This window comes from Chryseobacterium sp. P1-3, from assembly GCF_000738495.1.
GTDB classification, from domain to species: domain Bacteria; phylum Bacteroidota; class Bacteroidia; order Flavobacteriales; family Weeksellaceae; genus Chryseobacterium; species Chryseobacterium gallinarum.
The window spans coordinates 212,841-239,363 of record NZ_JPEQ01000005.1; the positions used below are offsets into that span (position 1 = coordinate 212,841).

Genomic DNA, 26,523 nt, shown 5'->3' on the forward strand with positions numbered 1-26,523 from the left:
CTCGGAATGATCTTTATTGTAGTTCCGCTTACTCTTTTTGTTGTAGGATTTTCTTATATGCTGGTTTTCATTATCATAGGCTTGTTTCTGATATTGCTTCTTTATCCTACTATTTTTAATGTCAACACCTTTTTAATGTATGATTATTTTAACTCAAACAGAGGTTTTTTAGAAAGTCTGAGTTATTCAATACGTGCCCAGTTTTCTTATCCCAACGGAAGTGAGAAATCTCCCTACTGGAAGTATTGGGGATCGGCATTTGTTATGTTTATTATTATATACATCGCAACTTCGGTTTTTACAGTTATTCCTATGATTTTTTTTTTACGGATCTGTTCTCACCTCTTCTCCGGATGGAAACTTTGAACAAAATCCGTTTACCGGAGTTGCCGGAGTTATATTTTTTATATTCTACGGAATTTCTATTTTGTTATCATTAGTTCTTTCCAACCTGATGTATATAAATGCAGGATTGATGTATTATGACAGCAGAACGGATCTTCATCAGAAAGCTGAATTGGCAGAAATAGATACTATTGGTAGCAATGAATAATTTCTTTTCTTTTCTGATACTGCTTTTCACTCTTGGAACTTTTCAGGCCCAGGAAGCTTCTCCCGTAGATGATTATCTGGTAGATTCTTTAGGCACGGGACACTATCGCAATATGCTGCGTGCAGACTCTGTTCTGATGAAAAACCCGGTTTCAGAAAATACAGTCTATCCTAAACAATTTAAAGAAAATATCCCGGCAAGATACAAAGGGAATGAATTTGATTATTCCGTATCAAAACCAAGGGAATCGTTTTGGCAAAAATTATTAAGAAAAATAGACCGGGTTCTGAGAGGAATCTTTGGAGAAACAGTTTTTACGAGATCCGAGCAGTTTACAACAAATCTTATCCGTTTCTTTGCTATTATTCTCGTAGGATTCCTGCTTTATTTTGTTATTAAATACATCTTAGGAAAAGACGGTAGCTTTATTTTTGGCAAAAAGAATAAAAAAACTGGATTTAAATGTAGAAGAACTTCATGAAAATATTCAATGAAATCAATTTTCCGGAAAGCATTGCAAAGTTTGAGCACACCGGAGATTACCGGTCTGCAGTTCGTTACCAGTTTTTATTTATTTTAAAAAAGTTAAGTGACAAAAAACTGATCAGCTGGAATCCGGAAAAAACCAATAAGGATTATGTTGCAGAGATGAAGGCAGATCACCTTAAAGAAGCTTTTGCAGACCTTTCCTATATTTTCGATTATGTTTGGTATGGGGAATTTAAGATTGAAGAACAAAGCTACCGGAAATTTAAAGATCAATACCAGGCATTTAAACCATAACAAAACTGACCATGAACAAAACTTTCAAAATATATGCTGTAATTTTCATCGTAATGATGCTTATTCTGGCATTGCTTGAAGTTAATAAAAAAGAAACTACAGACTGGCGTAAGAATTTTGATCCCAATGAGAAGTCCCCTTTTGGGTTATTTGTTTTTAGTAACGAAGCCAAAGATCTTTTTAAGAATAAGCTGAAAGAGATTGAGCAGACTCCTTATGAATATTATAACCAGAAAAAAGGAGCTCACAATATTATCGTTATCGAGCATGATATTGACAGGGAATCATGGAAGAAAATTCTGGAACAGGTATCTGCCGGCTCAGATGCAATGCTGATGGTAAGCAATATTCCTAAGGAAATTTCCGATAGTATTGGCTTCTATAATTCAGATATTTCTTTTGAAGAAGAAAATGTTCTGAAACTTACGGATAAAAAATATCAGAATGATTTCATTCAATTAGACAAATTTCCGTCGGGAAGAGGATTTTCTTACATCAAACCTCAAGCTGAGATATTGGGGAAAACGGTGGAGAAAAAGAATACCGATCAGGCAAACTTTATTAAGGTACAATTTGGAAAAGGAACCATTTATGCTCATAGCGAACCTCTTTTCCTGACGAATTACTATCTCCTTAAACCCGGAAATATAAAATATGCACAGGATGTATTTTCTTACCTTCCGGATAGGGAGACACTTTGGTTTGTAGAAAGCAAATCAAAAGTTTCCCGCTTCTTTATGAGATTTGTATTGTCTAATCCGGCATTAAAGTATGCATGGTGGACATTCCTGGGAGGGCTAATCCTGTTTATCTTCTTTAATGCAAAAAGAAAACAAAGAATCGTGCCTGTGATTGAACCTTTACGGAATACCTCTGTCGATTTTGTGAAAAGTATCGGAAATCTCTATCTTCAGGAAGGCGATTTTCATGATATGATGGCTAAAAAAGCCCAATACTTTCTGAATAAAGTAAGAATGGATCTTCTGATCGATACCCAAAACATCGACGAAGAATTTGCTAAGAAGCTCCAGATGAAAACCGGAAAACCTATTGAAAAGATTAATGAAGCAATCAGCCTTATCAAAAGAGCACAGGATCCTTATGCGAGTGTAATGAAGGAAGACCTGGAAAAAATCAATAAACTACTAGACGAAATATTAAAATAAGAGTCCCGAAGGGACGATTTAGTCAAAGATAGAACGAAGACCTATCAAACCCAAAATAAAAAAAATTATGGAAAATCTTGATAACCCGAACATAGAAAATCAACCCCCAATCAATCTAAATAAAAACGAAGAACAGTTCCAGTCGAGAATTGATATGATAGAACTTCGTGCAAGTTTAGATAAGGTAAAAGCAGAAATAGGAAAAGTAATTGTAGGGCAGGAGAACATGATAGAGCATCTTCTTGCAGCATTACTTTCAAACGGTCACGTTTTTGATAGAAGGTGTTCCCGGAGTAGCCAAAACCATTACAGCAAAATTGCTGGCTAAAACCATCGATGTGGGATTCAGCAGGATCCAGTTTACACCGGATCTTATGCCTTCTGATATTCTGGGGACCTCTGTTTTCAATGTGAAAAATTCAGAATTTGAATTTAAAAAAGGACCTGTTTTTTCCAATTTTATTTTAATTGATGAAATCAACAGATCTCCAGCGAAAACACAGGCTGCTTTATTTGAAGTGATGGAAGAAAGGCAGATTACTATGGATGGCGTCCGTTATATCATGGATGAACCGTTTCTGGTTGTAGCTACCCAAAACCCAATAGAGCATGAAGGAACCTACAGGCTTCCAGAGGCACAGCTGGATCGTTTTTTATTCAAAATCAATGTAGGATATCCCAACCTTGAGCAGGAAATTGCCATCATTAGAAATCAGCACGAAAGTAAAAAAGAAGATAAAACAGAGGGAGTCAATCGTGTAATTACTGCAGAGCAGCTGAGAAACTATCAGCATTTGGTAAAAGAAATCATTGTGGAAACTCAGTTGATGGAATATATTGCTAAAATTATTATTAATACCAGGGAAAACCAGTTTTTATACCTGGGGGCTTCGCCAAGAGCCTCTCTCGCACTTCTTACCGCTTCAAAAGCATTTGCTGCACTAAGGGGAAGAGATTTCGTCACTCCGGAAGATATTAAAGAAGCAAGCTATGCTGTGTTACGCCACAGGGTTATTGTATCTCCTGAAAGAGAAATGGAGGGTCTTACAGCAGATGAAATTATCCGCCAGATTTTAGAGGGAATAGAGATCCCCAGATAAAACATCATTCATTATTGCAAAGAATTTCAAATTTTAAAAAAGATGTTAAAGAAGGGGGTTGATATAAATATCTAAATGTTGAACAAACCCATTAATCCCTGCAATAATATTGATGGTGAAAAATATAATAAATATACTCCCAAGACCTGGGATCTATAATCAGCAACCCTGACCAATGAAAGACCTATATATCAATACCCGTTTTTTCTTTACACTCATCGGAGTGGGAGTTTTGTATGTCCTGGCATTTTTCTTTCCGTTTCTGATGTGGGTGGCACATATTGTTCTATTGATATGTTTTCTGGCAGCTATGGTTGATTATCTGTTACTTTTTAATCAAAAAAATGCATTACAAGCCCAAAGAATATTGCCGGAAAAACTTTCGAACGGAGATGAGAATTTTGTGAAAATTGATATTAAAAATAATTACAGCTTTAAAATTACGTCCAGAATTATTGATGAAATCCCGTTTCAATTTCAGAAAAGAGATTTTTTAATAGAAAAGAATATCAACAGTGGATCAAATACATATTTCCAATATAGCCTGGAACCTAAGGAAAGAGGAGAATATCAGTTTGGAAGCCTTAATATTTATGCATCTTCACCACTGGGTTTTGTTTCTAAACGATTCCGTTTTCAAAAAGATGCGATGTTACCTTCCTATCCCTCCTTCATTCATCTCAGAAAATATGAGTTGATGGCTCTTCAAAGTGAATTTTTGCTGGGAGGAATTAAAAAAGTCAGAAAATTAGGCCATACAATGGAGTTTGAGCAGATCAAAGACTATGTTCCCGGTGATGATATCAGAACCATCAACTGGAAAGCTACCTCCAAAACAAATCGCCTGATGGTTAATCAATTTCAGGATGAAAAATCACAACGTATTTTCATGCTGATTGATAAAGGCAGAACAATGAAAATGCCTTTTAATGGCTTAAGTTTACTCGACTACTCCATTAATGCAACGATGGCATTGTCTCATATTATTCTGCGGAAAGGAGATCGAGCAGGGATGATGACCTTTTCCAAAAAAGCGGAGAATAAAATTGCAGCAGATAATAAATCGGGACAGCTTAAAAAAATTTCTGAAGCACTTTACAATATCAAAACAGATTTTTTTGAAAGTGATTTTAATCGTCTCTATCAGGATATAAAATACTCTATCAATCAAAGAAGTTTGATTCTGCTTTTTACCAATTTTGAAACATTGGACGGATTAAACCGCCAGTTAAAATATCTCCGGGGTATTGCCAAAAACCATCTTTTAGTGGTGGTGTTTTTCAAAAATTCAGAACTTCAGACATTAATCCATAAAAATCCTGAAAATATACAGGAAATATATGATGAAATTATATCTGAAAAATTTGAATTTGAAAAAAAACTCATCATTCAGGAACTTCGTAAATACGGTATTTATACAGTATATACACTCCCGGAAAATTTGAATATTGATGTTATCAATAAATATCTGGAAATAAAAGCGAGAGGAATTTTATAATTTTGCAATAAGCAATAAGCAATAAGCAATAAGCAATAAGCAATAAGCAATAAGCAATAATGAAAATAACACTTAACAGAATCAACGACGACTTTTTTATTTGAATGTACCAATTCGCAGGGGAATTCTATTCTTTTGGACAATACTTCCCAGCCTGGAGCAAAAGGGGTTTCACCAATGGAAAGCGTATTGATGGCAGTAGCAGGCTGTAGTGGTATTGATGTAGTTTCTATTTTAAAGAAGCAACGTCAGGAAATTACCGGTTTTAAAGCAGAAGTAGAAGGAGAGAGAATTCCTGTAGATGATGCGAAACCTTTTAAATCTATGAATGTAAAATTCCTTTTGGAAGGAGAAATTGATCCTAAAAAGGCTTTAAAAGCAGCACAACTGTCTTTTGAAAAATACTGTTCCGTATCCAAAACTTTAGAACCGAATGTAGAGATCCGATACGAAGTATACGTTAACGGAGAAAAAATTTAAATGCATAGATGAGGCTTTCGAGCCTCATTTTTATTTACCACGGCTAAAGCATAAACGTTATAGGTTTCAAAAACCTATAACGTTTTAATCCTCGTCTTTTTAAATAAAATTTCAGTATAAGCTAGTGGGGTAAAAAGAAATTCATTTTTTCTCTTCAGATTAACCAACTTTTTTAGTACTCATTACCTATTATTCATTGCTCATTAAAAGGTAAGTCTTGGTTTGATTAACTTCGCTACCGTAGCTGTCCAGCCCGTCTGGTGAGAAGCCCCTACGCCTCTTCCGTTCTTTTGGACAATACTTCCCAGCCTGGAGCAAAAGGGGTTTCACCAATGGAAAGCGTATTGATGGCAGTAGCAGGCTGTAGTGGTATTGATGTAGTTTCTATTTTAAAGAAGCAACGTCAGGAAATTACCGGTTTTAAAGCAGAAGTAGAAGGAGAGAGAATTCCTGTAGATGATGCGAAACCTTTTAAATCTATGAATGTAAAATTCCTTTTGGAAGGAGAAATTGATTCTAAGAAAGCATTAAAAGCAGCACAGCTGTCTTTTGAAAAATACTGTTCCGTATCCAAAACTTTAGAACCGAATGTAGAGATCCGATACGAAGTATACGTTAACGGAAAAAAAATTAAATGCATAGATGAGGCTTTCGAGCCTCATTTTTATTTACCACGGCTAAAGCATAAACGTTATAGGTTTCAAAAACCTATAACGTTTTAATATCCTCGTCTTTTTAAATAAAATTTCAGTATAAGCTAGTGGGGTAAAAAGAAATTCATTTTTTCTCTTCAGATTCACCAACTTTTTTAGTACTCATTACCTATTATTCATTGCTCATTAAAAGGTAAGTCTTGGTTTGATTAACTTCGCTACCGTGGCCGTCCATCCTGTCTGGTGAGAAGCCCCTACGCCTCTTCCGTTATCACCATGGAAATACTCAAAGAATGTAATATAATCTTTAAAGTGTTCATCATGATTAAACTTAGGATTTCCTCCATTGAAAGCTCGCTCTCCATGTTCATTTTTTAAAAATATGGAACAGAGCCTTCTGCTGATATTCTGTGCCACTTCATCCAGATTTCTTTTATCACCGCTGCCGGTGGGAAATTCTACTTTCAGGCTGTTTCCGTAATAATAATGGAAGCGTTGTAAACTTTCCACAATCAGGAAATTGATAGGAAACCAGATCGGGCCACGCCAGTTGCTGTTGCCGCCAAACATCCTGCTGTCACTTTCGGCAGGAGTATAATAGACCACATTTTCCGTACCATGCACAGAAAATACAAACGGGTTTTCCTCATAAACTTTGGACATAGCCCGTATTCCATAAGAGCTCAAAAACTCTTTCTCATCAAGCATTCTTGTTAAAACTTTTGTTAACCTGTTTTTACGGAGGATGCTCATCAGATGTTTTCTCCCTTGCCCTTCCTCATCCCAGTGAGAGACAAGCTTGGTCAGCTCGGGCTTGTTTTTTAAAATCCATTCCATACGGCTCCGGAAGTTGGGCATCTTTTCCAATAAGCGATGATCAACAATTTCTACCGCAAACAAAGGGATGAGTCCAACAATACTTCTCAGCCTTAAAGAGACACTGTCCCCATTTCCCAGTTGCAGAACATCATAGAAAAATCCGTCTTCCTCATTCCATAATCCTTTTGTTCCTTCACCCAGGTTTTCCATGGCTTCTGCGATATAAAGATAATGTTCAAAGAATTTAATAGCCATATCTTCATACACCTGGTAATACTGGGCAAGTTCCATGGCAATCCTCATCATATTGAGGGCATACATAGCCATCCAGCTGGTACCGTCTGCCTGTTCGAGGTGTTGCCCGTCCTTTAAAACCATATTTCTGTCAAAAGCTCCGATATTATCGAGGCCAAGGAAACCGCCACCAAAAATATTCTTACCGTTCTTGTCCTTCCTGTTCACCCACCAGGTGAAATTTAAAAGAAGTTTTTGGAAGACCTTTTCAAGAAATAGCAGATCAGGATTTCCATTATTCTTTTCATCTATTTTAAAAACCCGGAAACATGACCAGGCATGTACAGGAGGATTTACATCACTCATATTCCATTCATAGGCAGGAAGCTGTCCGTTGGGATGCATATACCATTCTTTGGTAAGAAGTAAAAGCTGTCCTTTTGCAAACTCAGCATCAATAATGGAAAAAGGAACACAATGAAAGGCGAGATCCCAGGTTGCGTACCAGGGATATTCCCACTTATCAGGCATAGATATAATATCCTTATTGTGAAGATGGTTCCACTCTGTATTTCTTACATATTCGTTGAAGTTTCGGGGGGCTTCAAAATTAGGATCACCTTTCAGCCACTTTCCAATATTATAATGATAGAATTGCTTATTCCAGAGAAGACCTGCAAAAGCTTGTCTCTGAACGTTCTTTTCATCTTCATCAGTGGTTTCATTTTGAATCTCACTGTAAAACTCTTCCGCTTCGGCAATTCTGGTGTTGAAAATTTCATCAAAATCTTTAAAAGGCTCGTCAACTCCGTCAGGGCAAAACCTGAAATCGAATGTTCCGGACTGTCCTGCACCAATCATTTCATCAATCAGAAAAGCAGCTTTGGTACCTCTTTTCTCAGGATTTATCGTATTGCCCTGATGAATAATAAAATCATTGATTCCATCTTTATAATAGGTGTTTTCTGTTTTAGGGGCACCATATAGTTTTGGAGTATTGGTTTCATTATCACAAAATACACTTTGTGCATTCAAATTTCGGGAATAGATCTTTTTGATTGAAATACTGTCATGATTAACATTGATACATCCGTCGTGAGAAGCATTCATTTCTGCTTTATAAGTGTTGTAACCCCATTTCCAGTTATTCCTGAACCAGGCTGTAGGAGCCATAACAATGGGAGCATCAGATTGGCTTCTGTTGTAAACTGTAACCCTGGCCAGAATGTCATTATGATCGGCCTTACAATACTCAATGAAAATGTCAAAATATTCATTATTATCAAAAATTCCCGTATCGAATAGTTCATATTCAGGTTCCTTTTTACTGCGTCTTCCGTTTTCAGTAAGGAGATCATCATAAGGAAATGCATTGATAGGGTATTTATACACCATTTTCATATAGCTATGCGTAGGTGTATTATCCAGGTAATAAAAAATTTCTTTGATATCCTCCCCATGGTTACCCTGGGGATTGCTCAATCCAAAGAAACGTTCTTTGACCATTTTGTCTTTCTTATTCCAGAATGAAAAGGCAAAACATAAAAGTTGTTTTGTATCAGAAATTCCGGCAATACCTTCTTCTCCCCACCGGTATGCATAGCTTTCCGCATTATTATGATTGGTATAATTCCAGGCATTTCCGTTGGGACTATAATCTTCCCGTACATTTCCCCATTGCCGGTTGCTTACATAAGGTCCCCAGTTTTTCCAATTGGTATCTTGTAATCTTTCTTTTTCGGCAGTCATATATCATCATTTTCCATACGAAGTTAGTTTTTTTGGAAAATAATTCCAATTCTTTTCATCTGAAGAATTATTAATATGCACTTGGAATACTTGTATTTAAGGCATTTTTTAAATATTAAATTATTTTTTTTTTGAAATTCAAAGAAAAGAATTACCTTTGCACCATTCGTTCATTCAAATATTGAAAATGTTATCAAGAAAGGTTGAGGGATTAGACCCTATGAAACCTTAGCAACCCTTTGTGAAAGCAAAGAAGGTGCTACGTTCTACCAAAACTATTTTGGACAGATAACTTACTGAAGTTCTTTCAGCCATTTCCTGTGGCATTTTCAATTGTATTAAAATAATAGAATTGAAAACAGAACTAAACTATATTAATCTTTCGTATCAAACCAATTCCAATAAGGAATATAATATCCCGTTGAGTTATGAGCTTTTCGGGAAAGACCTGTTTACTGCCCCCATTATTTTGATTAACCATGCCCTTACCGGAAATTCCAATGTTTCAGGAGAAAAAGGATGGTGGAAGCAATTGATCGGAGAAAATCAGGTGATAGATACCCAAAAATACACTGTTCTGTGTTTTAATATTCCCGGAAACGGTTACGATCATTTTTTAATTGAAAATTATGAAGATTTCACTCCTTCAGATATCGCCGGTATATTTCTGAAAGGGCTGGAAGCACTGCATATCAAAAACGTGTATGCCATTATTGGAGGCTCCTTAGGAGGAGGAATTGCCTGGGAGATGCTTGCCAAGCAACCCGAACTGGCCGAAATTTTTATTCCCATAGCCTGCGATCACAGAACCCACGACTGGCTCCATGCACAATGTCTGGTTCAGAAATTTTTATTGAATGATAAAGATGAGCCATTACAAAAAGCAAGAATTCATGCCATGTTGTGTTACAGAACTCCACAATCACTTAACGACAGATTTCAAAATAAATACAATCAGGAAAAAGAAAGGTTAGAATCAGAAGACTGGCTTATTTATCATGGTAATGCTTTAAACGAAAGATTTAGTTTAAAAGCCTATAAACTGATGAATCATTTACTGATGAATATTAATACTGATGAATCAGCATTGGAGAAAATACAAGCACGAATGCACATGATCTCCGTTGATACCGATCTATTCTTTCCCGCTTCTGAAATACGGATGTGTTTTGAAAATCTAAAAAGGAAAAAAAAAGAATATTTCTTATCACGAGATCCAATCTGTACATGGGCATGATGCCTTCCTAATGGAATATCAACAATTAAACAATATCATAAAAAACATTTTATAGTAATGAAAAATGCTAACGAAATAAAATTTTTTGAAGAACAGATCAATCATCAAATTTGAAGGAGAAGATTTTTTAGGCGAAATTGGAATTGACGGACGAATTTTTAAAGCGCTGACCCTGGCGCGCATCAGTGTAGGCGTAATTTCTCAGCAGGCCATAGAAAACGGAATTTCCATATTAGTACATGAAAATGATGCAGAGAAAGCTGTAACGTGCCTTATTGATGAATTTGAAGAAGAAAGAAAATCAGGTAAAGTATCCCAGATATATAGTATTAATAATGTTTCTGTTATTGGTTTTGTAGCAGAAGACTTCAATAAAGTATTTGCCGAACTGGCCAGAAATAACGTTTTTCCGTTGCTTTTAAATCAAGTGGCCGGTGAAAATAGAGTAAATATCGTTGTTACATCATCGCAGGATGAGAAAACTAAAAATATTATAGAATCCGAAATTTTCAAAAAACCGAAAACTGTTCATCTGGCAATCATTGGACATGGAAACGTTGGAAAAACACTCATAGAACAGGTGCTGGAATCTTCGGATGAAATTAAAAAACGTAAAAATATAGACCTTAAGGTAGTGGCTGTAGCCAATTCAAAGAAAATAGCTTTCAATAAAAAAGGGTTTGATACCCAATGGAATGATGAGGTGCTGGCGGCAGAAAAACCTTCCAATATTGAAGAGCTGATCAGTTTCTCAAAAGAAAATCAGTTGGAAAATCTCATTGTTGTAGATAACACGGCAAGCAAGGACTTTGTTAAAAATTATCATGCATTGGCGGAAAATGGTTTCGACCTGGTTTCTTCCAATAAAATTTTCAATACACTTCCTATTGAAGAATACCGTAAACTAAGATATACGTTGAACAAAAATAACAGACGTTATTTGTACGAGACTAATGTTGGAGCTGGTTTGCCATTAATTGATACGATTAAATTATTGCACCTTTCAGGAGAAAATATCACAAGGATCAAAGGAGTATTTTCAGGAACACTAAGTTATGTTTTTAATAATTTCTCTTTGAGAGATGATAAATTCTCAACCATCATTAACGAAGCTCTGGAAAAAGGCTACACCGAACCGGATCCAAGAGAAGATCTGTCCGGAAACGACGTAGCCAGAAAATTATTGATTTTAGCAAGAGAACTGGACCTGATCAATGAGTTTGAAGATATCCATATTCAAAACCTTGTTCCGGAAAACTTACTTTCCGTTTCAAAATCAGAATTTCTTTCGAGACTTGGAGAACTGGATGAAGAATATCAGAAGATCAAAGAAAATCAAGAGCCCGGCCATGTATTGAGGTATGTTGGTGATTTACATGGAGACTTGCAGAAAGACAAAGGAGAACTGGATGTGCAGCTGATTTCTGTTCCGGCAACTTCAGCATTGGGACAGCTAAAAGGTTCAGACTCCATTTTTGAGATTTATACAGAAAGCTATGGAGAAAATCCTATCGTGATTATGGGAGCCGGAGCGGGAGCACAGGTAACAGCAAGAGGCGTATTCGGAGATATTTTGAGAGTAAGTGAAACAAAATAAAAACTAATGTAAAAATCTGGCAATATAACAGTGTACCAATGATGGTTATTACCGTTCTGGGCAAAATGAAGAATCTCATTGTTATATTGTTAGACTGCTACATTGGTAAATTGACAAATTAAAACTATATGGAAAATTTTGAAACATCAGCAATAAGAACACAAACGGAGCGAACACAGTTTGATGAACATTCTACTCCGCTATATCTTACATCCAGCTTTATTTTTCAGGATGCTGAAGATATGAGAGCGAGTTTTGCAGAAGAAAAACCTAAAAACCTCTACAGCCGTTTTTCTAATCCGAACGTAACAGAATTTACAGAGAAGATCGCAAAAATGGAAGGAGCAGAAACCGGATATGCATTTGCAACAGGAATGGCTGCTATTTATTCAACATTTGCCGCATTGTTAAGCGCAGGAGATCATATCGTAAGCTGTCAGTCGGTATTCGGTTCTACCCATACATTGTTTACGAAGTATTTTCCGAAATGGAATATCGAAACAACCTATTTCAAAGCCGAAGATGCAGAAAACGTTGAAAAACTGATTAAACCCAATACAAAAGTCCTATACCTCGAAACCCCTACCAATCCGGCCATTGAAATCCTGGATCTGGAATTTTTCGGGAAAATTGCAAAGAAACATAATCTTATTTTTATTGTAGATAACTGTTTTGCAACTCCTTATCTTCAGCAGCCCGTTAAATATGGTGCGGATGTTGTTGTACATTCTGCGACGAAGCTGATTGACGGACAGGGAAGAGTGCTAGGAGGCATAGCAGTAGGAAAAGCGGAACTGATCAGGGAAATTTATCTCTTTGCAAGAAATACCGGGCCTGCATTATCACCTTTCAATGCATGGGTTTTATCAAAGAGCCTGGAAACATTGGCGATCCGTGTGGAGAAACACTGTGAAAATGCATTGAAAGTAGCAGAATTTCTGGAAAGCCACCCCAATGTAGAACTGGTAAAATATCCGTTCCTGAAATCTCACCCGAGCTACGAGATAGCTAAGAAACAAATGAAGCTTGGAGGTAATATTGTCGCTTTTGAAATTAAAGGAGGGATAGAAGGCGGAAGAAACTTTCTTAATAAGATAAAAATGTGCTCGCTTTCTGCAAACCTCGGGGATACAAGAACAATCGTCACTCATCCGGCATCTACAACACACTCGAAACTGACTGATGAAGAAAGAAACGAAGTAGGAATTACAGCAGGCCTGGTGCGTTGTTCAGTTGGTTTAGAGAATATAGATGATATTATCGCAGACTTAAAACAGGCATTAGATTAATCAGACAGAGAGCCCCGAAGGGGCGATTTAACACAAAACAGGACGCAGTCCTGCCATTCTCATCAAAACAAGAGACTATGACCAATATAGAATCACTAAACAAAGCCCTTAATGAACGTATCCTCGTCCTCGATGGGGCAATGGGTACCATGCTTCAGCGGTACAAGTTCGAGGAAGAAGATTACCGTGGTGAACGCTTCAAAGATTGGAAATATCCGGTGAAAGGAAATAATGACCTGCTTTCCCTGACACAGCCTCAGGCTATAGAAGAAGTTCATAAAAAATACCTGGAGGCCGGTGCCGATATCATTGAAACCAATACATTCTCAGGAACTACGATTGCCATGGCAGATTATCACATGGAAGAACTCGTTTATGAGCTGAACTATGAATCCGCAAAGATTGCCAGAAAAGCCTGTGATGAATATACAGCAAAAAATCCTGATAAACCAAGATTCGTAGCAGGATCTATCGGACCTACCAACAGAACGGCAAGCTTAAGTCCTGATGTTAACGATCCGGGATACAGAGCTATTACTTTTGAAGAATTGCGGGTAGCATACAAACAGCAGTGTGAAGCTCTGTTAGATGGCGGCTCTGACATCCTTTTGGTAGAAACCATCTTTGATACACTCAATGCTAAAGCAGCTTTATTTGCGATCGATGAGCTACAGGAAGAAAGAGGAATTGAAATTCCTATCATGGTTTCAGGAACAATAACCGATGCCTCAGGAAGAACATTGAGCGGACAGACAGCAGAAGCCTTTCTCATTTCGGTTTCCCATCTGAACTTATTAAGTGTGGGATTCAATTGTGCATTGGGAGCAGATCAATTAACACCTTACCTGGAAACACTAGCCCACAATTCAGAATTCTATGTTTCAGCCTATCCCAATGCAGGCTTGCCCAATGCATTCGGGAAATATGATGAAACACCGGAAGATATGGCAAGGCAGATTAAAGAATATGTAGAAAAAGGTTTGATCAATATTATCGGAGGATGCTGCGGAACAACTCCCGAACATATAAAAGCAATTGCTGATCTGGTAGAAAAATATGAGCCGAGAAAATTGAGGAAATTAGTATGATTTAATAGATTTTTTTTAATTAAAATCAAAGATGTAGGCTGGCTTATAAATATTAATTTTAAATAAACCACAAAATTTAATGTAATGGAAAAGCCGATTTACTTGAAAGATCCAGAAGATGCTAAACTGTTTAATGAATTAAGAAAGAAAGTGAACCAACGTGTAGAAGCCATTCCTGAAAACAGGGATATTTATATTCAGATCAAAGCAGTTATTCTGCCGTTGAGTTATGTTGGGTTATATTTATTGGCTGTTTTAAATGCAGAAAAGCATTGGCTTTATATATTGAGTTTTATTCTGATGGGAATCTTTCTGGTCCTGATTTATTTGAATCTAATTCATGAAGCAGCTCATAATAACATCTATAAAAAGCAAAAAACTGAACTGGCTGGTCTTACACATCTTTGACTTCGTAGGGGCCAATTCCTACATCTGGAAAAAAAGGCATATTGTAAGTCACCATGCATATCCTAATGTGGATGGATGGGATACAGATATAGAGCAAAGCGGTTTGTTATTAATCGTTCCATGGATCAAAGCTAAAGGGATTCAGAAATATCAGCATAAGTTTTTCTTTTTAGTATACCCGTTGTATTTGTTCAACTGGATGTTTATAAGAGACTTTAGAGATTTCTTTGATAAAGACAGAGTGATTTTAAAAACACAAGGCAGCATACCTGTTGTAGAAAAAATAAAAATGGTGGGTTATAAACTATTTTACTTTTTTTATCAGATTGTAGTTCCTGTTGTGTTCTTTAAAGTATCAATAGGCTTAGCATTAGGAGCCTGGTTTTTACAAGTGATATCTGCAAGTATCTTTGCTTTGTTTGTGCTTTTGCCTTTACACCCGCTACCGGATAACGCTTTTCCGAAATTAAGTAAAGATAATGGTCTCCCGTTTAGCTGGCTTCGTCACCAGCTGGAAGTGACTAATGATTTAAAAGAAAATAACTGGTTGGTAAGAAATGTATTGGGGAACTTTAATTTCCATGTTGCCCATCATCTTTTTCCCAATTACAGTTATATGTATTATAATGAAATCACGGAGGAAATTGAAAAATTTGCCAAAGAACATGGGCTGGCGTATAAAAGATTTCCGTTGATGACTGCTTTAAGCAAGCATAGAGATTTATTGAAGCAGAATGCCAATAATGCCTACTATATTTTAGAAGAATAAAAAATTGATGAAATATTTAAGATTATCAGGCCTTGAGCCTCTGATCATAACACCGGAGAGTAATTTCATTAACGTTGGTGAAAGAACTAATGTTGCCGGTTCCAAAAAAATTTTTAAGACTGATTAAAGAAGAGAAATTCTCTGAAGCATTAGATATTGCCCGTCATCAGGTAGAAGGAGGGGCACAGATTCTGGATGTAAATTTTGATGACGGATTGATTGACGGAAAAGCTTCCATGATCAAATTTCTGAATTTAATTGCCTCCGAACCGGATATTGCGAGAATTCCAATCATGGTAGATTCCTCCAAATGGGAGATTCTCGAAGCAGGTCTTCAGGTGGCACAAGGAAAATGTGTGGTGAATTCCATCAGCCTGAAAGAAGGTGAGGAAGAATTTATCAAACACGCAAAAGCAATCAAAAGATATGGGGCAGCAGTCATCGTAATGGCATTTGATGAGGTAGGACAGGCAGATAGTCTTGAACGGAGGATTGAAATCTCAAAGAGATCTTATGATATCCTGGTTAATCAGGTGAAATTTCCTGCAGAAGATATCATTTTTGATTTAAATATTTTCCCGGTGGCAACAGGAATGGATGAGCATAGAAGAAATGCGATCGATTTTATCGAAGCTACGCGCTGGGTAAGACAAAACCTTCCTTATGCCTCTGTGAGCGGAGGAGTCAGCAATGTTTCTTTTTCATTCCGTGGAAATGACACTGTAAGAGAAGCAATGCATTCCGTATTCCTTTATCATGCCATTCAGGCAGGAATGAACATTGGAATTGTAAATCCTGCTATGCTGGAAGTATACGACGAAATCAATAAAGAATTACTGGAGCTCGTAGAAGACGTTATTCTGGATAGGAGAGAAGACGCTACAGAAAGGCTTCTTGAGTATTCAGAGAAGCATAAATCAGTAAAAAAAGAGAAAACTGAAGATTTAGAATGGAGAAGTTATCCTCTTCAGGAAAGGATCACCCATGCCCTGGTGAAAGGGATTGATCGCTTTATTGAAGAAGATGTGGAAGAAGCCAGACAACAGGCCGAAAAGCCACTGCATGTTATTGAAATTAATCTGATGACGGGAATGGGAGTTGTAGGGGATTTATTTGGAAGCGGAAAAATGTTTCTTCCCCAGGTGGTAAAGTCTGCAAGAGTAATGAAAAAAGCAGTTGCTTATTTACAACCTTTTATAGAAGCAGAAAAAGACAATACAAAACCTGCTAATGGAAAAATTTTAATGGCTACTGTAAAAGGCGATGTTCATGATATCGGAAAAAATATTGTGAGTGTTGTTTTAGGCTGTAACAATTATGAAATCGTTGATCTTGGGGTGATGGTTCCTGCCGAAAAAATTATTCAGACTGCCATTGAAGAAAAAGTAGATGTGATTGGACTAAGCGGATTGATTACCCCCAGTCTGGATGAAATGGTATATATCGCATCAGAATTAGAAAGACAAAACCTGGATTTCCCGTTATTGATAGGTGGTGCCACCACTTCAAAAGCACATACCGCAGTGAAAATCGATTTAAAATATAAGAATGCCGTAGTTCACGTTAATGATGCATCAAGAGCAGTAAATGTGGTAAGTTCCCTATTGGGAGACAGAAATAAAGAGTATGTTTCTGACCTGAAGAATGACTATTCGGATTTCAGAGAGAAGTTCCTGAGCAGGCAGGTTGATAAAGATTACGTTTCTATTGAAGAAGCAAGAGAAAATAAATTCAAAATAGACTGGGAAAACGAAGAAATTTTTACACCGAATAAATTAGGGATAACTGTAATCGAAAATCAGGATTTGAGAGAACTATTGCCTTTTATAGACTGGTCTCCGTTCTTCAGAAGCTGGGATCTTCATGGGAAATACCCGAATATCTTAGAAGATGAGGTGGTAGGAGTACAGGCAAAGGAGCTTTTCAAAGATGCACAGGTTATCTTAAATAGGATTCTTGACGAAAAGCTATTAACAGCAAAAGCCATTTTTGGAATTTTCAAAGCTAATTCCAATGAAACCGATGATATCATAATTTTTGATGAAAATAATAACGAGCAGGCTAGATTTTTAACCTTAAGGCAACAAGCTCAAAGATCAAAAGGAAAAGATTATCTGGCATTAAGTGATTTTATTGCACCGCAAAGTTCCGGTAAAACTGATTATATGGGAGTGTTTTGCGTCACAACAGGCTTCGGAACAGATGAACTGGCAGAAGAATATGAAAAGGCCAATGATGATTACAACGCTATTATGGTAAAAGCGCTGGCAGACCGTTTTGCAGAAGCCTATGCAGAATTTCTACACAAAAAAGTAAGAACAGAATACTGGGGATATGCTAACCAGGAAAACTTAAGTAATGAAGAGCTTATTGCTGAAAAATATAAAGGAATCCGTCCTGCGCCGGGATATCCGGCTTGCCCGGACCATCTGGAAAAGAAAACCATCTGGGATCTTTTAAAAGTAGAAGAAAATACAGGGGTTTTTCTTACCGAAAGTTTAGCAATGTTTCCAACAGCATCAGTTTCAGGGTATTATTTCGGAAGCCCACATGCCAAGTACTTCGGATTAGGAAAAATTACAGAAGACCAGCTTAAGGATTATGCAGACAGAAGAAATTGCAGCATCCAGGAAGCGAAAAAATGGTTGTCACCAAATTTAACAGATTAAAATTATGCATAAGAATATTCTTATATGGGTTTGTTTACTTTTTTTTACTCAAAGTTATGCCCAAAAATATAATGATAAAGATTTTATAGGATATATAAATTATAACCAGATTCCTTTGGTGAATGTAAGTTTTAATCCATTGTTGTTTGATTATGTTTTGGATAGAGCACCGGATTGGTATTCAAAAAAATAAAATAAAAAAAAAATAACTTATTTGCTAGATGAACAGTTCTCCCAATCCGTTCAATATTCGGAAGACGGAAATATTGTAGAAAGTAACTATAAAGGTGGTTCAAAATATATAACCTCTCAGAATAAGAATGAAATAATCACGACGCAGTATAATAATAACAAAGAAAAGTTTTTATTATCTCAAAAAAAAATAACTCCTGATGGAAAAATTGATAAGAATCAAAAGTCAATATACTACAAGTAAAAATGATTCTACAGTCACTAAATTTTATTATGAAAATGACAAGATTATAAAAAAAGAACAGTATTTCAATAATAAAATTCAAAGGAAAAGTGAGTTTAAATATGAGAAAAATGTATTAACGAATATGGTTAATACAGATTATGTGATACAGGTTCAACCCGGACAAACCCGTGAATCAGAAAATGTTGTGTACAAATATGATGACAATGAGAATTGTATTTCAATAGAAAGGACTCATTATTTTGGTGTTTTAAAGAATAAACATTCTTTCACTTACAACAATCAACATAAATTGATTAAAGAAAACTATGTTTTAGATGTAGGAGCAGGTTCCCAAACGAACGAAGGTGAGATAGAATATACTTACGATGATAAAAAACAGAATCAATAAAAATTTTTGAAAAGAATAAACAGAAAGCAAGTACAACAGATATTCTTTACGGAGAGAACAATAAAGTAATATTGATTACTATCAATTGTAGCTCATGTTATTCTACCTATTTTCCAATAAACTTCTATCCGGGTAAAATGACAAATGTTTATAGTTTTAAATATGATGGAAAAGGCAACATGATTGAAATGAGTAATACTGTAAACGGAGAATTAAGGAATAAAACACAATTCATAATTGAATATTACTAAATCAAAGTAAGAATTACAGAATGAAGATAACAGAACACATAAAAAATGCTAACGGAAAAACTTTATTTTCTCTAGAAGTTGTTCCGCCACAAAAGGGAATTGGTATTGAAGATTTGTACACGAATATTGATCCGTTGATGGAATTCAAACCACCATTTATCGACGTTACCACTTCAAGAGAAGAATATATCTATATCGATAAAGGAAATGGACTGATGGAACGCCGCATCACAAGGATGCGTCCCGGAACCCTTGGTATTTGTGCAGCGATTCAGCATAAATATAATGTGGATACTGTTCCGCACCTATTGTGTGGTGGCTTTACCAAAGAAGAAACAGAATATCTTCTGGTAGACTGTATGTACCTTGGTATTGATAATGTAATGGCATTAAGAGGAGATGCGATGAAAGGGCATCAGTACTTCGAACCTACTCAGGGCGGACATGCCAGCGCGATGGAGCTTGTGAACCAGATTAATGACCTCGGAAGAGGGAAATATCTTCACAATGAAGAACAGGTTTGTGACGAACTCAACAAATTCTGCATCGGAGTTGCCGGATATCCCGAAAAGCATATGGAAGCTCCCTCCATGAATTATGACTTGAAATGGCTGAAGCAAAAAGTGGATGCCGGAGCAGATTATATTGTCACCCAAATGTTTTTTTGACAATAAAAAAGTATATCGAATTCGTTCAGAAAGCAAGGGAAATGGGAATTACCGTTCCTATCATTCCGGGAATTAAACCGATTGCAACAAAGAGACATTTGAAAATCCTGCCACAGGTTTTTAAAATAGATCTCCCTGAAGAACTGATCAACGAAGTAGAAAACGCAAAAAATAATGAAGCTGTAAAGCAGATAGGAATAGAATGGGCAATTACCCAATGTAAAGAATTACTCAATTTTGGAGTTCCTGTTTTGCATTTCTATTCCATGGGGAAAAGCGATAATATTAAAAAAATAGCCGGTGAGCTATTCTAATAAAAGTACCAGAAATGAAGGAATCCCTGTGATATTCACAGGGGTTATGTTTTTTATCGATTTAGAAAATTAATCAATTTTATCAGGTCCTCTTCTTTATTTAATTTTATGTTGTTAGATTTAACAAAGGTTTCTATATCTTTTTTTTGGGAAGGAAGGATTTCTAAAATATCGTTTATTTTTCTTGGCCTTTTAATAATATATCCTTGTTCAGTTTTTATATAATAAGCTGGAGCTAGTGCAACAAAACTTGCTGGTCTGTCTAGTTCATATGAGTTTCTTGCAGTTACAGCCTTCTTAAATTCAGATTTTACTTTTTTATAAAGTGAATTTTTACCGTTTGCCAATTCAAAAAAATATCCTGTTAAATCATCACCAGTATCAAGCTTTACTAATGTTTCTTTTGTTCTGGTAAATTCGATTCTGTTAAAAGGGCTGTTCGGAGCTAAAGAATAGGTTTCTTCATCTTTCTTAAATTCGATTTCATCAAAGTATGTATTATAACGTGCTAAAGCAGTTTCTGCTTTGTCAGTAATAATAAATTTAGCAAGTGAAAATACTTGGTCGTAGTAAGGAGTACCTTGTATATCTTCATAATTGATTCCCTTACTACTGGAATCTCCATTCTGGTAGAATGTATGATTCAATAAGCGTGATCCATCATAACTCAATGTAGTAATTTGTTGTGCAGAAAGAGGAATTATTGACAACAATAATATATTTATAATTATTTTTTTCATTCTATATGCTATTGTTTAGATTATTAAAGTTATTTTCAAAAATACAATTATTGCCGCGAAAGTACATATAGATTGGAATTATAATTTTGGATGTCTCTCAAACTCCTTATTCCTGTCAAACAAATACCGGTAAGTAGCCAATTTTCTGGTTACTGTGGTATCAAGCATTTCCGCAATCTTAATCATTTTCGGATTAAAATCACCAATCCACTGAAGTTCAGTAATCGTAAAATTGGTATGCTTTCTCAAATGTTGTGTACCTTCCCAAATCATATAACCGTCTATTCCCTTTTTTTGCCATTCCGGAACCACACCAAATACGAGCCCCACCATTTTTTCATTTTTTTTGAACCGCTTTAACCATAGAAACTGAAGTTTTTCGAACATTCCTAGTTTTCCATTTAAATATTTTAACCATTGATTCAGATCAGGCAGATTGATCCACATAGCGATAGGCTTTTCATTTTCATAAACAAACCAGGAAATATGCTCATTGATAATGGGTTTCATTTTATTGAACATTCTTAAAACTTTTGCTTCTTCCAATTGTTTTCCTTCCCCATGAGATGCCCAGGCTTTGTTATAAATTTCTGTAAAGTCCTTAGCAAACTTCCCAAGATTATTTTTTTTCATAGGTTTTGCCAAAATAGCAGGGTTTCTTCGGTTTCTTTCATGGGCAATAGTGAAGGCCCTTGAGACTTCTGCAAATATAGACCTCGTAAAGCAAAGTTGTTCAAAGTAAATCTGAAATCCATAATTTTCAAAAAGATCTTTATAGTAAGGAAAATTATAGTTCATTCCATACAGGGGTTCAGTAAAACCTTCAATCAGAAGTCCCCAGAACTTATCCCGCTCTCCGAAGTTGATTGGCCCGTCCATTGCTTCCATTCCTCTTTCCTGAAGCCAGTTTTTACAGTAATCGAAAATAAAATTGGCGGTTTCCTGGTCATTGATGCAATCAAAGAATCCCAATCCTCCGGTAGGTTGTTTTTGCTGATAATTAGGACTGATAAAAACGGCAACTTTTCCTACTGTTTTGTTATTGTTTTTGAATAGAAATCTTTTGCATGCTCCTTCTCTGAAAAATTTATTTTTTTCCGGATCAAAAATATCCTCAATATCGCGGTCTAGGGGGCGTATATAGTTTTTGTCGTTTTGATAAAGTTGTGCCGGAAATTCCAGAAATTCCCTTTTTTGGTCTTTGCTTTGTACTTCTTCGACAATAATCATAGGCTTTCTTAATCAGAGTAGGTTATAAAAGATAATGTTTTCGTCCCAATTGAATACAGAGGAACAGATATTATCCGTATTTTTGCTGCAAATTAAATAAAAATGGTTGATTTTACTGATAACGACGATGATATTTTCACAGGAAAAGAACATACGCCTATAAGGGAAGATGCTTTTGATAAATCGCCACAGGAAAAAATAGAAAAGATTACCGAGCTTTTCGGAGAGATTATGGAAACCCTGGGATTAGATATGACAGATGATTCTTTGAAAGATTCTCCAAAACGGGTAGCCAAAATGTATGTCAATGAAATTTTTGGAGGGCTTCTTCCTGAAAACAAACCGGGGATATCTACTTTTTCCAATAAATATAAATATCGTCAGATGTTGGTGGAGAAGGATATCACTGTATATTCTTTCTGCGAACACCACTTTTTGCCCATTATAGGAAGGGCCCATGTTGCCTATATTTCAAATGGCGAAGTTATTGGTTTATCTAAAATCAATAGGATTGTTGACTATTACGCGAAAAGACCCCAGGTTCAGGAAAGATTGACAATGCAGATAGTAGCCGCTTTAAAAGAAGCATTGGGTACAAAAGATGTGGCATGTATTATTGACGCCAAGCACCTTTGCGTAAACTGTAGAGGAATAAAAGATACAGCAAGCTCTACGATTACAGCAGAATTAAGTGGTATCTTCAGAACGAACCCAATTACAAGGCAGGAATTTTTACATTATGTAGGAAGCCATGCAAAACTAGACTAGTCCATGAACTACCAGATCCTTAAAAATATTATAGATGCAGAACTTCAGAGATTCCAGACGATTTCTGAAGAAGAATGGGAGTATAAAGCCGGCCCTGAAAAATGGTCTAAAAAAGAAATTATAGGCCACCTTTGTGACAGTGCTTTTACAAATATCCGTAGATTTGTAGTCACTCAATATAAAGAGAACGAGAATATCGTATATGATCAGAATATTTGGGTAAAGGCCCAGAACTATCAGAACATTCCCATTTCCGAATTGATTAATCTTTGGAAAGCGTTGAATGATCAGATTGTTCATGTTGTAGAAAATATTCCCGATGAAGCACTGCAAAGAACCTGCGATACTACCAAAACAGAACTTCAAAGGTTTACCCTGGAGTTTATCATTAAGGATTATGTAGATCATTTGCAGCATCACTTAAAAGCGATTTAATGATGATAAAATTTAAAAAAGTTTCATATAAAATTTTTATCACGACAATTATTTGTTGTGTCGGATTTTTATTTTAACTAATTTTTGAATCTTAAAACTATTGAATCTTTTAATAAAAAATAAATGCAACTAAAAATATATAACTCGCTTACAGCGGAAAAAGAAATATTCAAACCGATCTTGGAAGGAAACGTAGGAATGTACGTCTGCGGACCTACTGTGTATAGTAATGTGCATCTGGGGAACGTTAGGACCTTTCTTTCCTTCGATTTTATCTACCGTACCTTAATGCATTTAGGATACAAAGTAAGATACGTAAGAAACATCACCGATGCCGGACACCTTACTGATGACGGAAATGTAGATAACGACAGATTCGTAAAACAAACCAGACTGGAAAAGCTGGAACCTATGGAAATTGTTCAGAAATATACAGTAGATTTCCATAAGGTCTTAGATATGTTCAATTTGCTTCCTCCAAATATTGAGCCTACAGCAACAGGACATATCGTAGAACAGATTGAGCTGACCCAAAAATTAATAGACACAGGTTTCGCTTACGAAAGCAATGGTTCCGTATACTTCGATGTATTGGAATACAATAAAAGAGGGTTAAACTATGGTGAACTTTCAAAACGCAATATTGAAGAGCTTTTTGCCAATACCCGTGATCTTGACGGACAAGGAGAGAAGAAGAATCCACAGGATTTTGCCCTTTGGAAAAAAGCATCTCCAGCCCACATTATGAGATGGAACTCGCCTTGGGGAGAAGGTTTTCCGGGATGGCACCTTGAATGTACTGCAATGAGTACAAAATATCTGGGTGAAACTTTCGATATCCATGGTGGAGGGATGGACCTGAAGTTCCCACATCATGAATGTGAAATTGCCCAGGGGAAAGCTTGCAATGGTGCTGCTCCGGTGCATTATTGGATGCATGCCAATATGCTGACGATGAATTCCCAGCGTATGAGTAAATCTACAGGAAACTATATTCTTCCGATGCAGTTGGTAACAGGAGAAAATGACTTTTTTGAAAAGCCTTTCCATCCGTCAATTGTACGTTTTTGCTTCCTGCAGGCCCATTACAGAAGTGTTTTAGACATTTCCAATGATGCAATGATCGCCAGCGAAAAAGGATTTATCAGATTGATGGAAGCTGTGAAAGTATTGAACTCCATTATCCCTGACGAAAGCAAACAATCAGGGTTCAGCCTTACAGAATGGAAGAAAAAATGTTATGACGCATTAACAGATGATTTCAACTCTCCAATCCTGATCGCTCATTTATTTGAAGCCGTAAAATATATTTTCGCTTTAAATGATGGCAAAGAAACGATTTCAACAACAGATCTTGAAGATCTAAAGTCAACATTGAATGCCTTTATCTTCGATGTTCTGGGATTACAAACTGTAGAGGAAAACAATAACGAAAAATTGGATCAAACCTTAAAAGTTTTAATTGAGCTAAGAAATCAGGCAAGAAAATCCAAAAACTTCGAACTTTCAGACCAGATCAGAGACAAGTTGCTTGCTGAAGGGATAGAATTAAAAGATGGTAGAGATGGAACATCCTATGTTCTGAATTAAAAATAAACGTTTTAGTTTTATAAAAATTCCGTAAGAGTCTGTGATTTAGGATTCTTACGGAATTTTTTTATTCTATTTAGAATTTAACCTTACTCAATAAGAAATTCAGGCTCTCTCGACTCAAATTTGCATCTTTATTCCTATTTCCTTATAGTATCTCCATATAAATAAGTGTGGAAAATCAAGCAATACATGTATGATATTACTAACTGTAATGCTGAACTTGATAAATATGTTTTTAAGATAAATAATTAAAATATTGCTTTTTTTTAAATTCCCGTTGATTTTGCAGATCTAATATCCTTGTCAAGGTTTTAAACCTTGACAAGGATATTTTATTCTTTTATTTCTGAATTTATTCTTATCACAGATCTATTTCTTTGTTATTATTTATCTTCTTATTGCAGGCCATTGCTCCACTATCATCTTAATGAGCTAGCATTCTACTTCGTATTTATAAAAATTAGGCCTATCTAATGAATTGAGTGGACCTTAGCCGCTAAATATATAACTCGTTTAGTTTTCTTTCCTCAATTCAACTCTCCACATTCCTCTGTGTCAATCCGTGTAATCTATGGTGAAATAAAATAGGAATTCTTTTTTTCATTACGATATCACTAGCTTTATTAATCACAGGCTTTAGCTGACCATGCATCTGACTCCCTTTCCCTTGTCTTTAGCCAAACTTAAACACACTTACCTTGTTATTCAGTGTATAAATAAAAATGAGTCATGTATGGGTATTATTATATATATGTTTTGGCTAAAGCCGGTGGAATCTTATGGTTTTTATTGATCCCGGGCTAAAGCCCGTGCCTATTGAATAGGTGTATTTATAATATTCTCAAAGCTTAAAAACAATGATTAATTTACCATCCAGCCGTCATTGATAAAAAAAAATACTCCAACTTTTAATTTTCCAATTGCCCCCTTAAACATTTGTTTATAATTTTTATCGCTAATTGCCAGCCTTTTAGCTTAAAATAGGAATGGAAAATGAATTTTATGTTAACTAGACTTGTTTTGCGTTGTATAAAGTTGTTATCTTTGCCCCACTGAAAACGAGAGAGAGTCAGTAAGCGCAGAAGAGCTTTTAGGTAAGCAAGAACATTATAATACTTCAAAAAGAGACGGACGAAAAAAAACTTAAAAACTTTTTGACAAAAAGAGTTGTGGTTTTAAAAAGAGTTTGTATCTTTGCAGTCCGAATAAATCGGAGCGCAGGAGTAGGGGTGATTGAGGTTTTGAGAAGGATTAAGGTTACTTAAAAAACTTTAAAATTTTCTTTAGGAACATTTGGTCATTACAAAATAAAGTTTTACTTTTGCACTCGCAAATACGGAGCGGATATAGACAGAAAGATTGCTTCGTTAAAAAGCGGAAGATATAAAGATCATTGACATACAATATAACAACCAAGTAAGGAAAAACTAAAGCGTTAAAAACTTTGAGTGAGTCAGACAAACATACAATGGAGAGTTTGATCCTGGCTCAGGATGAACGCTAGCGGGAGGCCTAACACATGCAAGCCGAGCGGTAGATTGCTTTCGGGCAATTGAGAGCGGCGTACGGGTGCGGAACACGTGTGCAACCTGCCTTTATCTGGGG

The 26,523-nt window shown here is 36.0% G+C and carries 19 protein-coding genes, 1 rRNA gene, 5 pseudogenes and 1 riboswitch; of the genes and pseudogenes, 22 read left to right on the plus strand and 3 right to left on the minus strand.

Annotated elements, in window-relative coordinates; all coding sequences use genetic code 11:
• The first annotated feature begins 6 nt into the window (after positions 1-6).
• The 9 genes and pseudogenes from HX13_RS23815 to HX13_RS07965 all read left to right on the plus strand — a co-directional run.
• Complete coding sequence (locus HX13_RS23815; protein ID WP_050020642.1) at positions 7-366, plus strand: hypothetical protein; 360 nt, start codon at positions 7-9, stop codon at positions 364-366.
• Positions 367-427: 61 nt separating this feature from the next.
• Positions 428-553, plus strand: a complete 126-nt coding sequence (locus tag HX13_RS25445; RefSeq protein ID WP_262483509.1) for a hypothetical protein — start codon at positions 428-430, stop codon at positions 551-553.
• Complete coding sequence (locus HX13_RS23820; RefSeq protein ID WP_238555161.1) at positions 546-1,034, plus strand: hypothetical protein; 489 nt, start codon at positions 546-548, stop codon at positions 1,032-1,034. The genes HX13_RS25445 and HX13_RS23820 overlap by 8 nt, the downstream gene beginning before the upstream one ends.
• On the plus strand, positions 1,031-1,336 hold the full coding sequence (locus HX13_RS23825; RefSeq protein WP_238555162.1) for a DUF4129 domain-containing protein: 306 nt from the start codon (positions 1,031-1,033) through the stop codon (positions 1,334-1,336). The genes HX13_RS23820 and HX13_RS23825 overlap by 4 nt, the downstream gene beginning before the upstream one ends.
• 11 nt (positions 1,337-1,347) lie before the next feature.
• A complete protein-coding gene (locus HX13_RS07945; RefSeq protein WP_050020643.1) occupies positions 1,348-2,502 on the plus strand; it encodes a DUF4350 domain-containing protein in 1,155 nt (384 codons plus the stop codon).
• Between the two features lie 67 nt (positions 2,503-2,569).
• A pseudogene (locus HX13_RS07950) lies at positions 2,570-3,602 on the plus strand (AAA family ATPase).
• A gap of 175 nt (positions 3,603-3,777) precedes the next feature.
• Complete coding sequence (locus HX13_RS07955; protein ID WP_050020644.1) at positions 3,778-5,100, plus strand: DUF58 domain-containing protein; 1,323 nt, start codon at positions 3,778-3,780, stop codon at positions 5,098-5,100.
• Positions 5,101-5,159: 59 nt separating this feature from the next.
• Positions 5,160-5,580: pseudogene (locus HX13_RS07960) on the plus strand (OsmC family protein).
• A gap of 260 nt (positions 5,581-5,840) precedes the next feature.
• A pseudogene (locus HX13_RS07965) lies at positions 5,841-6,212 on the plus strand (OsmC family protein); the annotation flags it as partial.
• A 207-nt stretch (positions 6,213-6,419) separates the two neighbouring features.
• On the opposite strand, the gene HX13_RS07970 reads toward HX13_RS07965, so the two are convergent.
• Positions 6,420-9,035 (minus strand): MGH1-like glycoside hydrolase domain-containing protein, encoded by a 2,616-nt coding sequence (locus HX13_RS07970; RefSeq protein WP_050020645.1) that lies wholly within the window; start codon positions 9,033-9,035, stop codon positions 6,420-6,422.
• A gap of 187 nt (positions 9,036-9,222) precedes the next feature.
• Positions 9,223-9,330: riboswitch (SAM riboswitch) on the plus strand.
• 57 nt (positions 9,331-9,387) lie between these two features.
• Between HX13_RS07970 and HX13_RS26285 the strand changes: the two genes are divergently transcribed.
• From HX13_RS26285 to metF, 9 genes and pseudogenes are all read left to right on the plus strand, one after another.
• Positions 9,388-10,272, plus strand: a complete 885-nt coding sequence (locus tag HX13_RS26285; RefSeq protein ID WP_410493112.1) for an alpha/beta fold hydrolase — start codon at positions 9,388-9,390, stop codon at positions 10,270-10,272.
• A gap of 85 nt (positions 10,273-10,357) precedes the next feature.
• The gene (locus tag HX13_RS26290; RefSeq protein ID WP_128572271.1) at positions 10,358-11,869 is read left to right on the plus strand and encodes an ACT domain-containing protein; all 1,512 of its coding nucleotides are present in this window, start codon (positions 10,358-10,360) and stop codon (positions 11,867-11,869) included.
• Between the two features lie 128 nt (positions 11,870-11,997).
• Positions 11,998-13,158 carry an O-succinylhomoserine sulfhydrylase gene (locus HX13_RS07985; RefSeq protein ID WP_050020646.1) on the plus strand — a complete coding sequence of 387 codons (1,161 nt, stop codon included), beginning with the start codon at positions 11,998-12,000 and terminating at the stop codon, positions 13,156-13,158.
• Positions 13,159-13,235: 77 nt separating this feature from the next.
• A complete protein-coding gene (locus HX13_RS07990) occupies positions 13,236-14,246 on the plus strand; it encodes a homocysteine S-methyltransferase family protein (RefSeq protein WP_050020647.1) in 1,011 nt (336 codons plus the stop codon).
• A gap of 102 nt (positions 14,247-14,348) precedes the next feature.
• Complete coding sequence (locus HX13_RS23835) at positions 14,349-14,654, plus strand: hypothetical protein (RefSeq protein WP_238555163.1); 306 nt, start codon at positions 14,349-14,351, stop codon at positions 14,652-14,654.
• Positions 14,587-15,423, plus strand: a complete 837-nt coding sequence (locus tag HX13_RS07995) for a fatty acid desaturase family protein (protein WP_238555164.1) — start codon at positions 14,587-14,589, stop codon at positions 15,421-15,423. Before HX13_RS23835 ends, HX13_RS07995 begins: the two co-directional genes overlap by 68 nt.
• A gap of 7 nt (positions 15,424-15,430) precedes the next feature.
• A pseudogene (gene metH, locus HX13_RS08000) lies at positions 15,431-18,092 on the plus strand (methionine synthase).
• Positions 18,093-18,484: 392 nt separating this feature from the next.
• The gene (locus tag HX13_RS08010) at positions 18,485-18,919 is read left to right on the plus strand and encodes a hypothetical protein (protein ID WP_050020650.1); all 435 of its coding nucleotides are present in this window, start codon (positions 18,485-18,487) and stop codon (positions 18,917-18,919) included.
• Positions 18,920-19,190: 271 nt separating this feature from the next.
• Positions 19,191-20,152 (plus strand): annotated as a pseudogene (metF, locus tag HX13_RS08015) (methylenetetrahydrofolate reductase [NAD(P)H]).
• A 53-nt stretch (positions 20,153-20,205) separates the two neighbouring features.
• On the opposite strand, the gene HX13_RS08020 reads toward metF, so the two are convergent.
• Both HX13_RS08020 and HX13_RS08025 read right to left on the minus strand, forming a co-directional pair.
• Positions 20,206-20,892, minus strand: a complete 687-nt coding sequence (locus HX13_RS08020) for a hypothetical protein (protein WP_128572273.1) — start codon at positions 20,890-20,892, stop codon at positions 20,206-20,208.
• Between the two features lie 78 nt (positions 20,893-20,970).
• Positions 20,971-22,122: a hypothetical protein gene (locus tag HX13_RS08025; RefSeq protein WP_050020652.1), complete on the minus strand. Its 1,152-nt coding sequence runs from the start codon at positions 22,120-22,122 to the stop codon at positions 20,971-20,973.
• Between the two features lie 102 nt (positions 22,123-22,224).
• Between HX13_RS08025 and folE the strand changes: the two genes are divergently transcribed.
• The 4 genes from folE to HX13_RS08045 form a co-directional block, all read left to right on the plus strand.
• A complete protein-coding gene (gene folE / locus HX13_RS08030) occupies positions 22,225-22,890 on the plus strand; it encodes a GTP cyclohydrolase I FolE (protein ID WP_050020653.1) in 666 nt (221 codons plus the stop codon).
• 3 nt (positions 22,891-22,893) lie between these two features.
• Positions 22,894-23,325 (plus strand): DinB family protein, encoded by a 432-nt coding sequence (locus tag HX13_RS08035; RefSeq protein ID WP_050020654.1) that lies wholly within the window; start codon positions 22,894-22,896, stop codon positions 23,323-23,325.
• A gap of 123 nt (positions 23,326-23,448) precedes the next feature.
• Complete coding sequence (gene cysS, locus HX13_RS08040; protein ID WP_050020655.1) at positions 23,449-24,915, plus strand: cysteine--tRNA ligase; 1,467 nt, start codon at positions 23,449-23,451, stop codon at positions 24,913-24,915.
• 1,468 nt (positions 24,916-26,383) lie between these two features.
• Positions 26,384-26,523: ribosomal RNA gene (locus HX13_RS08045) — 16S ribosomal RNA — on the plus strand; the annotation flags it as partial.

Excerpts from the sequence above, each read along its gene's own strand:
- HX13_RS07985 (WP_050020646.1), top strand. The coding sequence starts at position 11,998 with ATGGAAAATTTTGAAACATCAGCAATAAGAACACAAACGGAGCGAACA.
- HX13_RS08035 (WP_050020654.1), top strand. The coding sequence starts at position 22,894 with ATGAACTACCAGATCCTTAAAAATATTATAGATGCAGAACTTCAGAGA.
- HX13_RS23820 (WP_238555161.1), top strand. The coding sequence starts at position 546 with ATGAATAATTTCTTTTCTTTTCTGATACTGCTTTTCACTCTTGGAACT.
- HX13_RS23825 (WP_238555162.1), top strand. The coding sequence starts at position 1,031 with ATGAAAATATTCAATGAAATCAATTTTCCGGAAAGCATTGCAAAGTTT.
- HX13_RS23815 (WP_050020642.1), top strand. The coding sequence starts at position 7 with ATGATCTTTATTGTAGTTCCGCTTACTCTTTTTGTTGTAGGATTTTCT.
- HX13_RS07995 (WP_238555164.1), top strand. The coding sequence starts at position 14,587 with ATGAAGCAGCTCATAATAACATCTATAAAAAGCAAAAAACTGAACTGG.
- HX13_RS08025 (WP_050020652.1), bottom strand. The coding sequence starts at position 22,122 with ATGATTATTGTCGAAGAAGTACAAAGCAAAGACCAAAAAAGGGAATTT.
- folE (WP_050020653.1), top strand. The coding sequence starts at position 22,225 with ATGGTTGATTTTACTGATAACGACGATGATATTTTCACAGGAAAAGAA.
- HX13_RS07970 (WP_050020645.1), bottom strand. The coding sequence starts at position 9,035 with ATGACTGCCGAAAAAGAAAGATTACAAGATACCAATTGGAAAAACTGG.
- cysS (WP_050020655.1), top strand. The coding sequence starts at position 23,449 with ATGCAACTAAAAATATATAACTCGCTTACAGCGGAAAAAGAAATATTC.
- HX13_RS07990 (WP_050020647.1), top strand. The coding sequence starts at position 13,236 with ATGACCAATATAGAATCACTAAACAAAGCCCTTAATGAACGTATCCTC.
- HX13_RS07955 (WP_050020644.1), top strand. The coding sequence starts at position 3,778 with ATGAAAGACCTATATATCAATACCCGTTTTTTCTTTACACTCATCGGA.
- HX13_RS08010 (WP_050020650.1), top strand. The coding sequence starts at position 18,485 with ATGGAAAAATTGATAAGAATCAAAAGTCAATATACTACAAGTAAAAAT.
- HX13_RS07945 (WP_050020643.1), top strand. The coding sequence starts at position 1,348 with ATGAACAAAACTTTCAAAATATATGCTGTAATTTTCATCGTAATGATG.
- HX13_RS08020 (WP_128572273.1), bottom strand. The coding sequence starts at position 20,892 with ATGAAAAAAATAATTATAAATATATTATTGTTGTCAATAATTCCTCTT.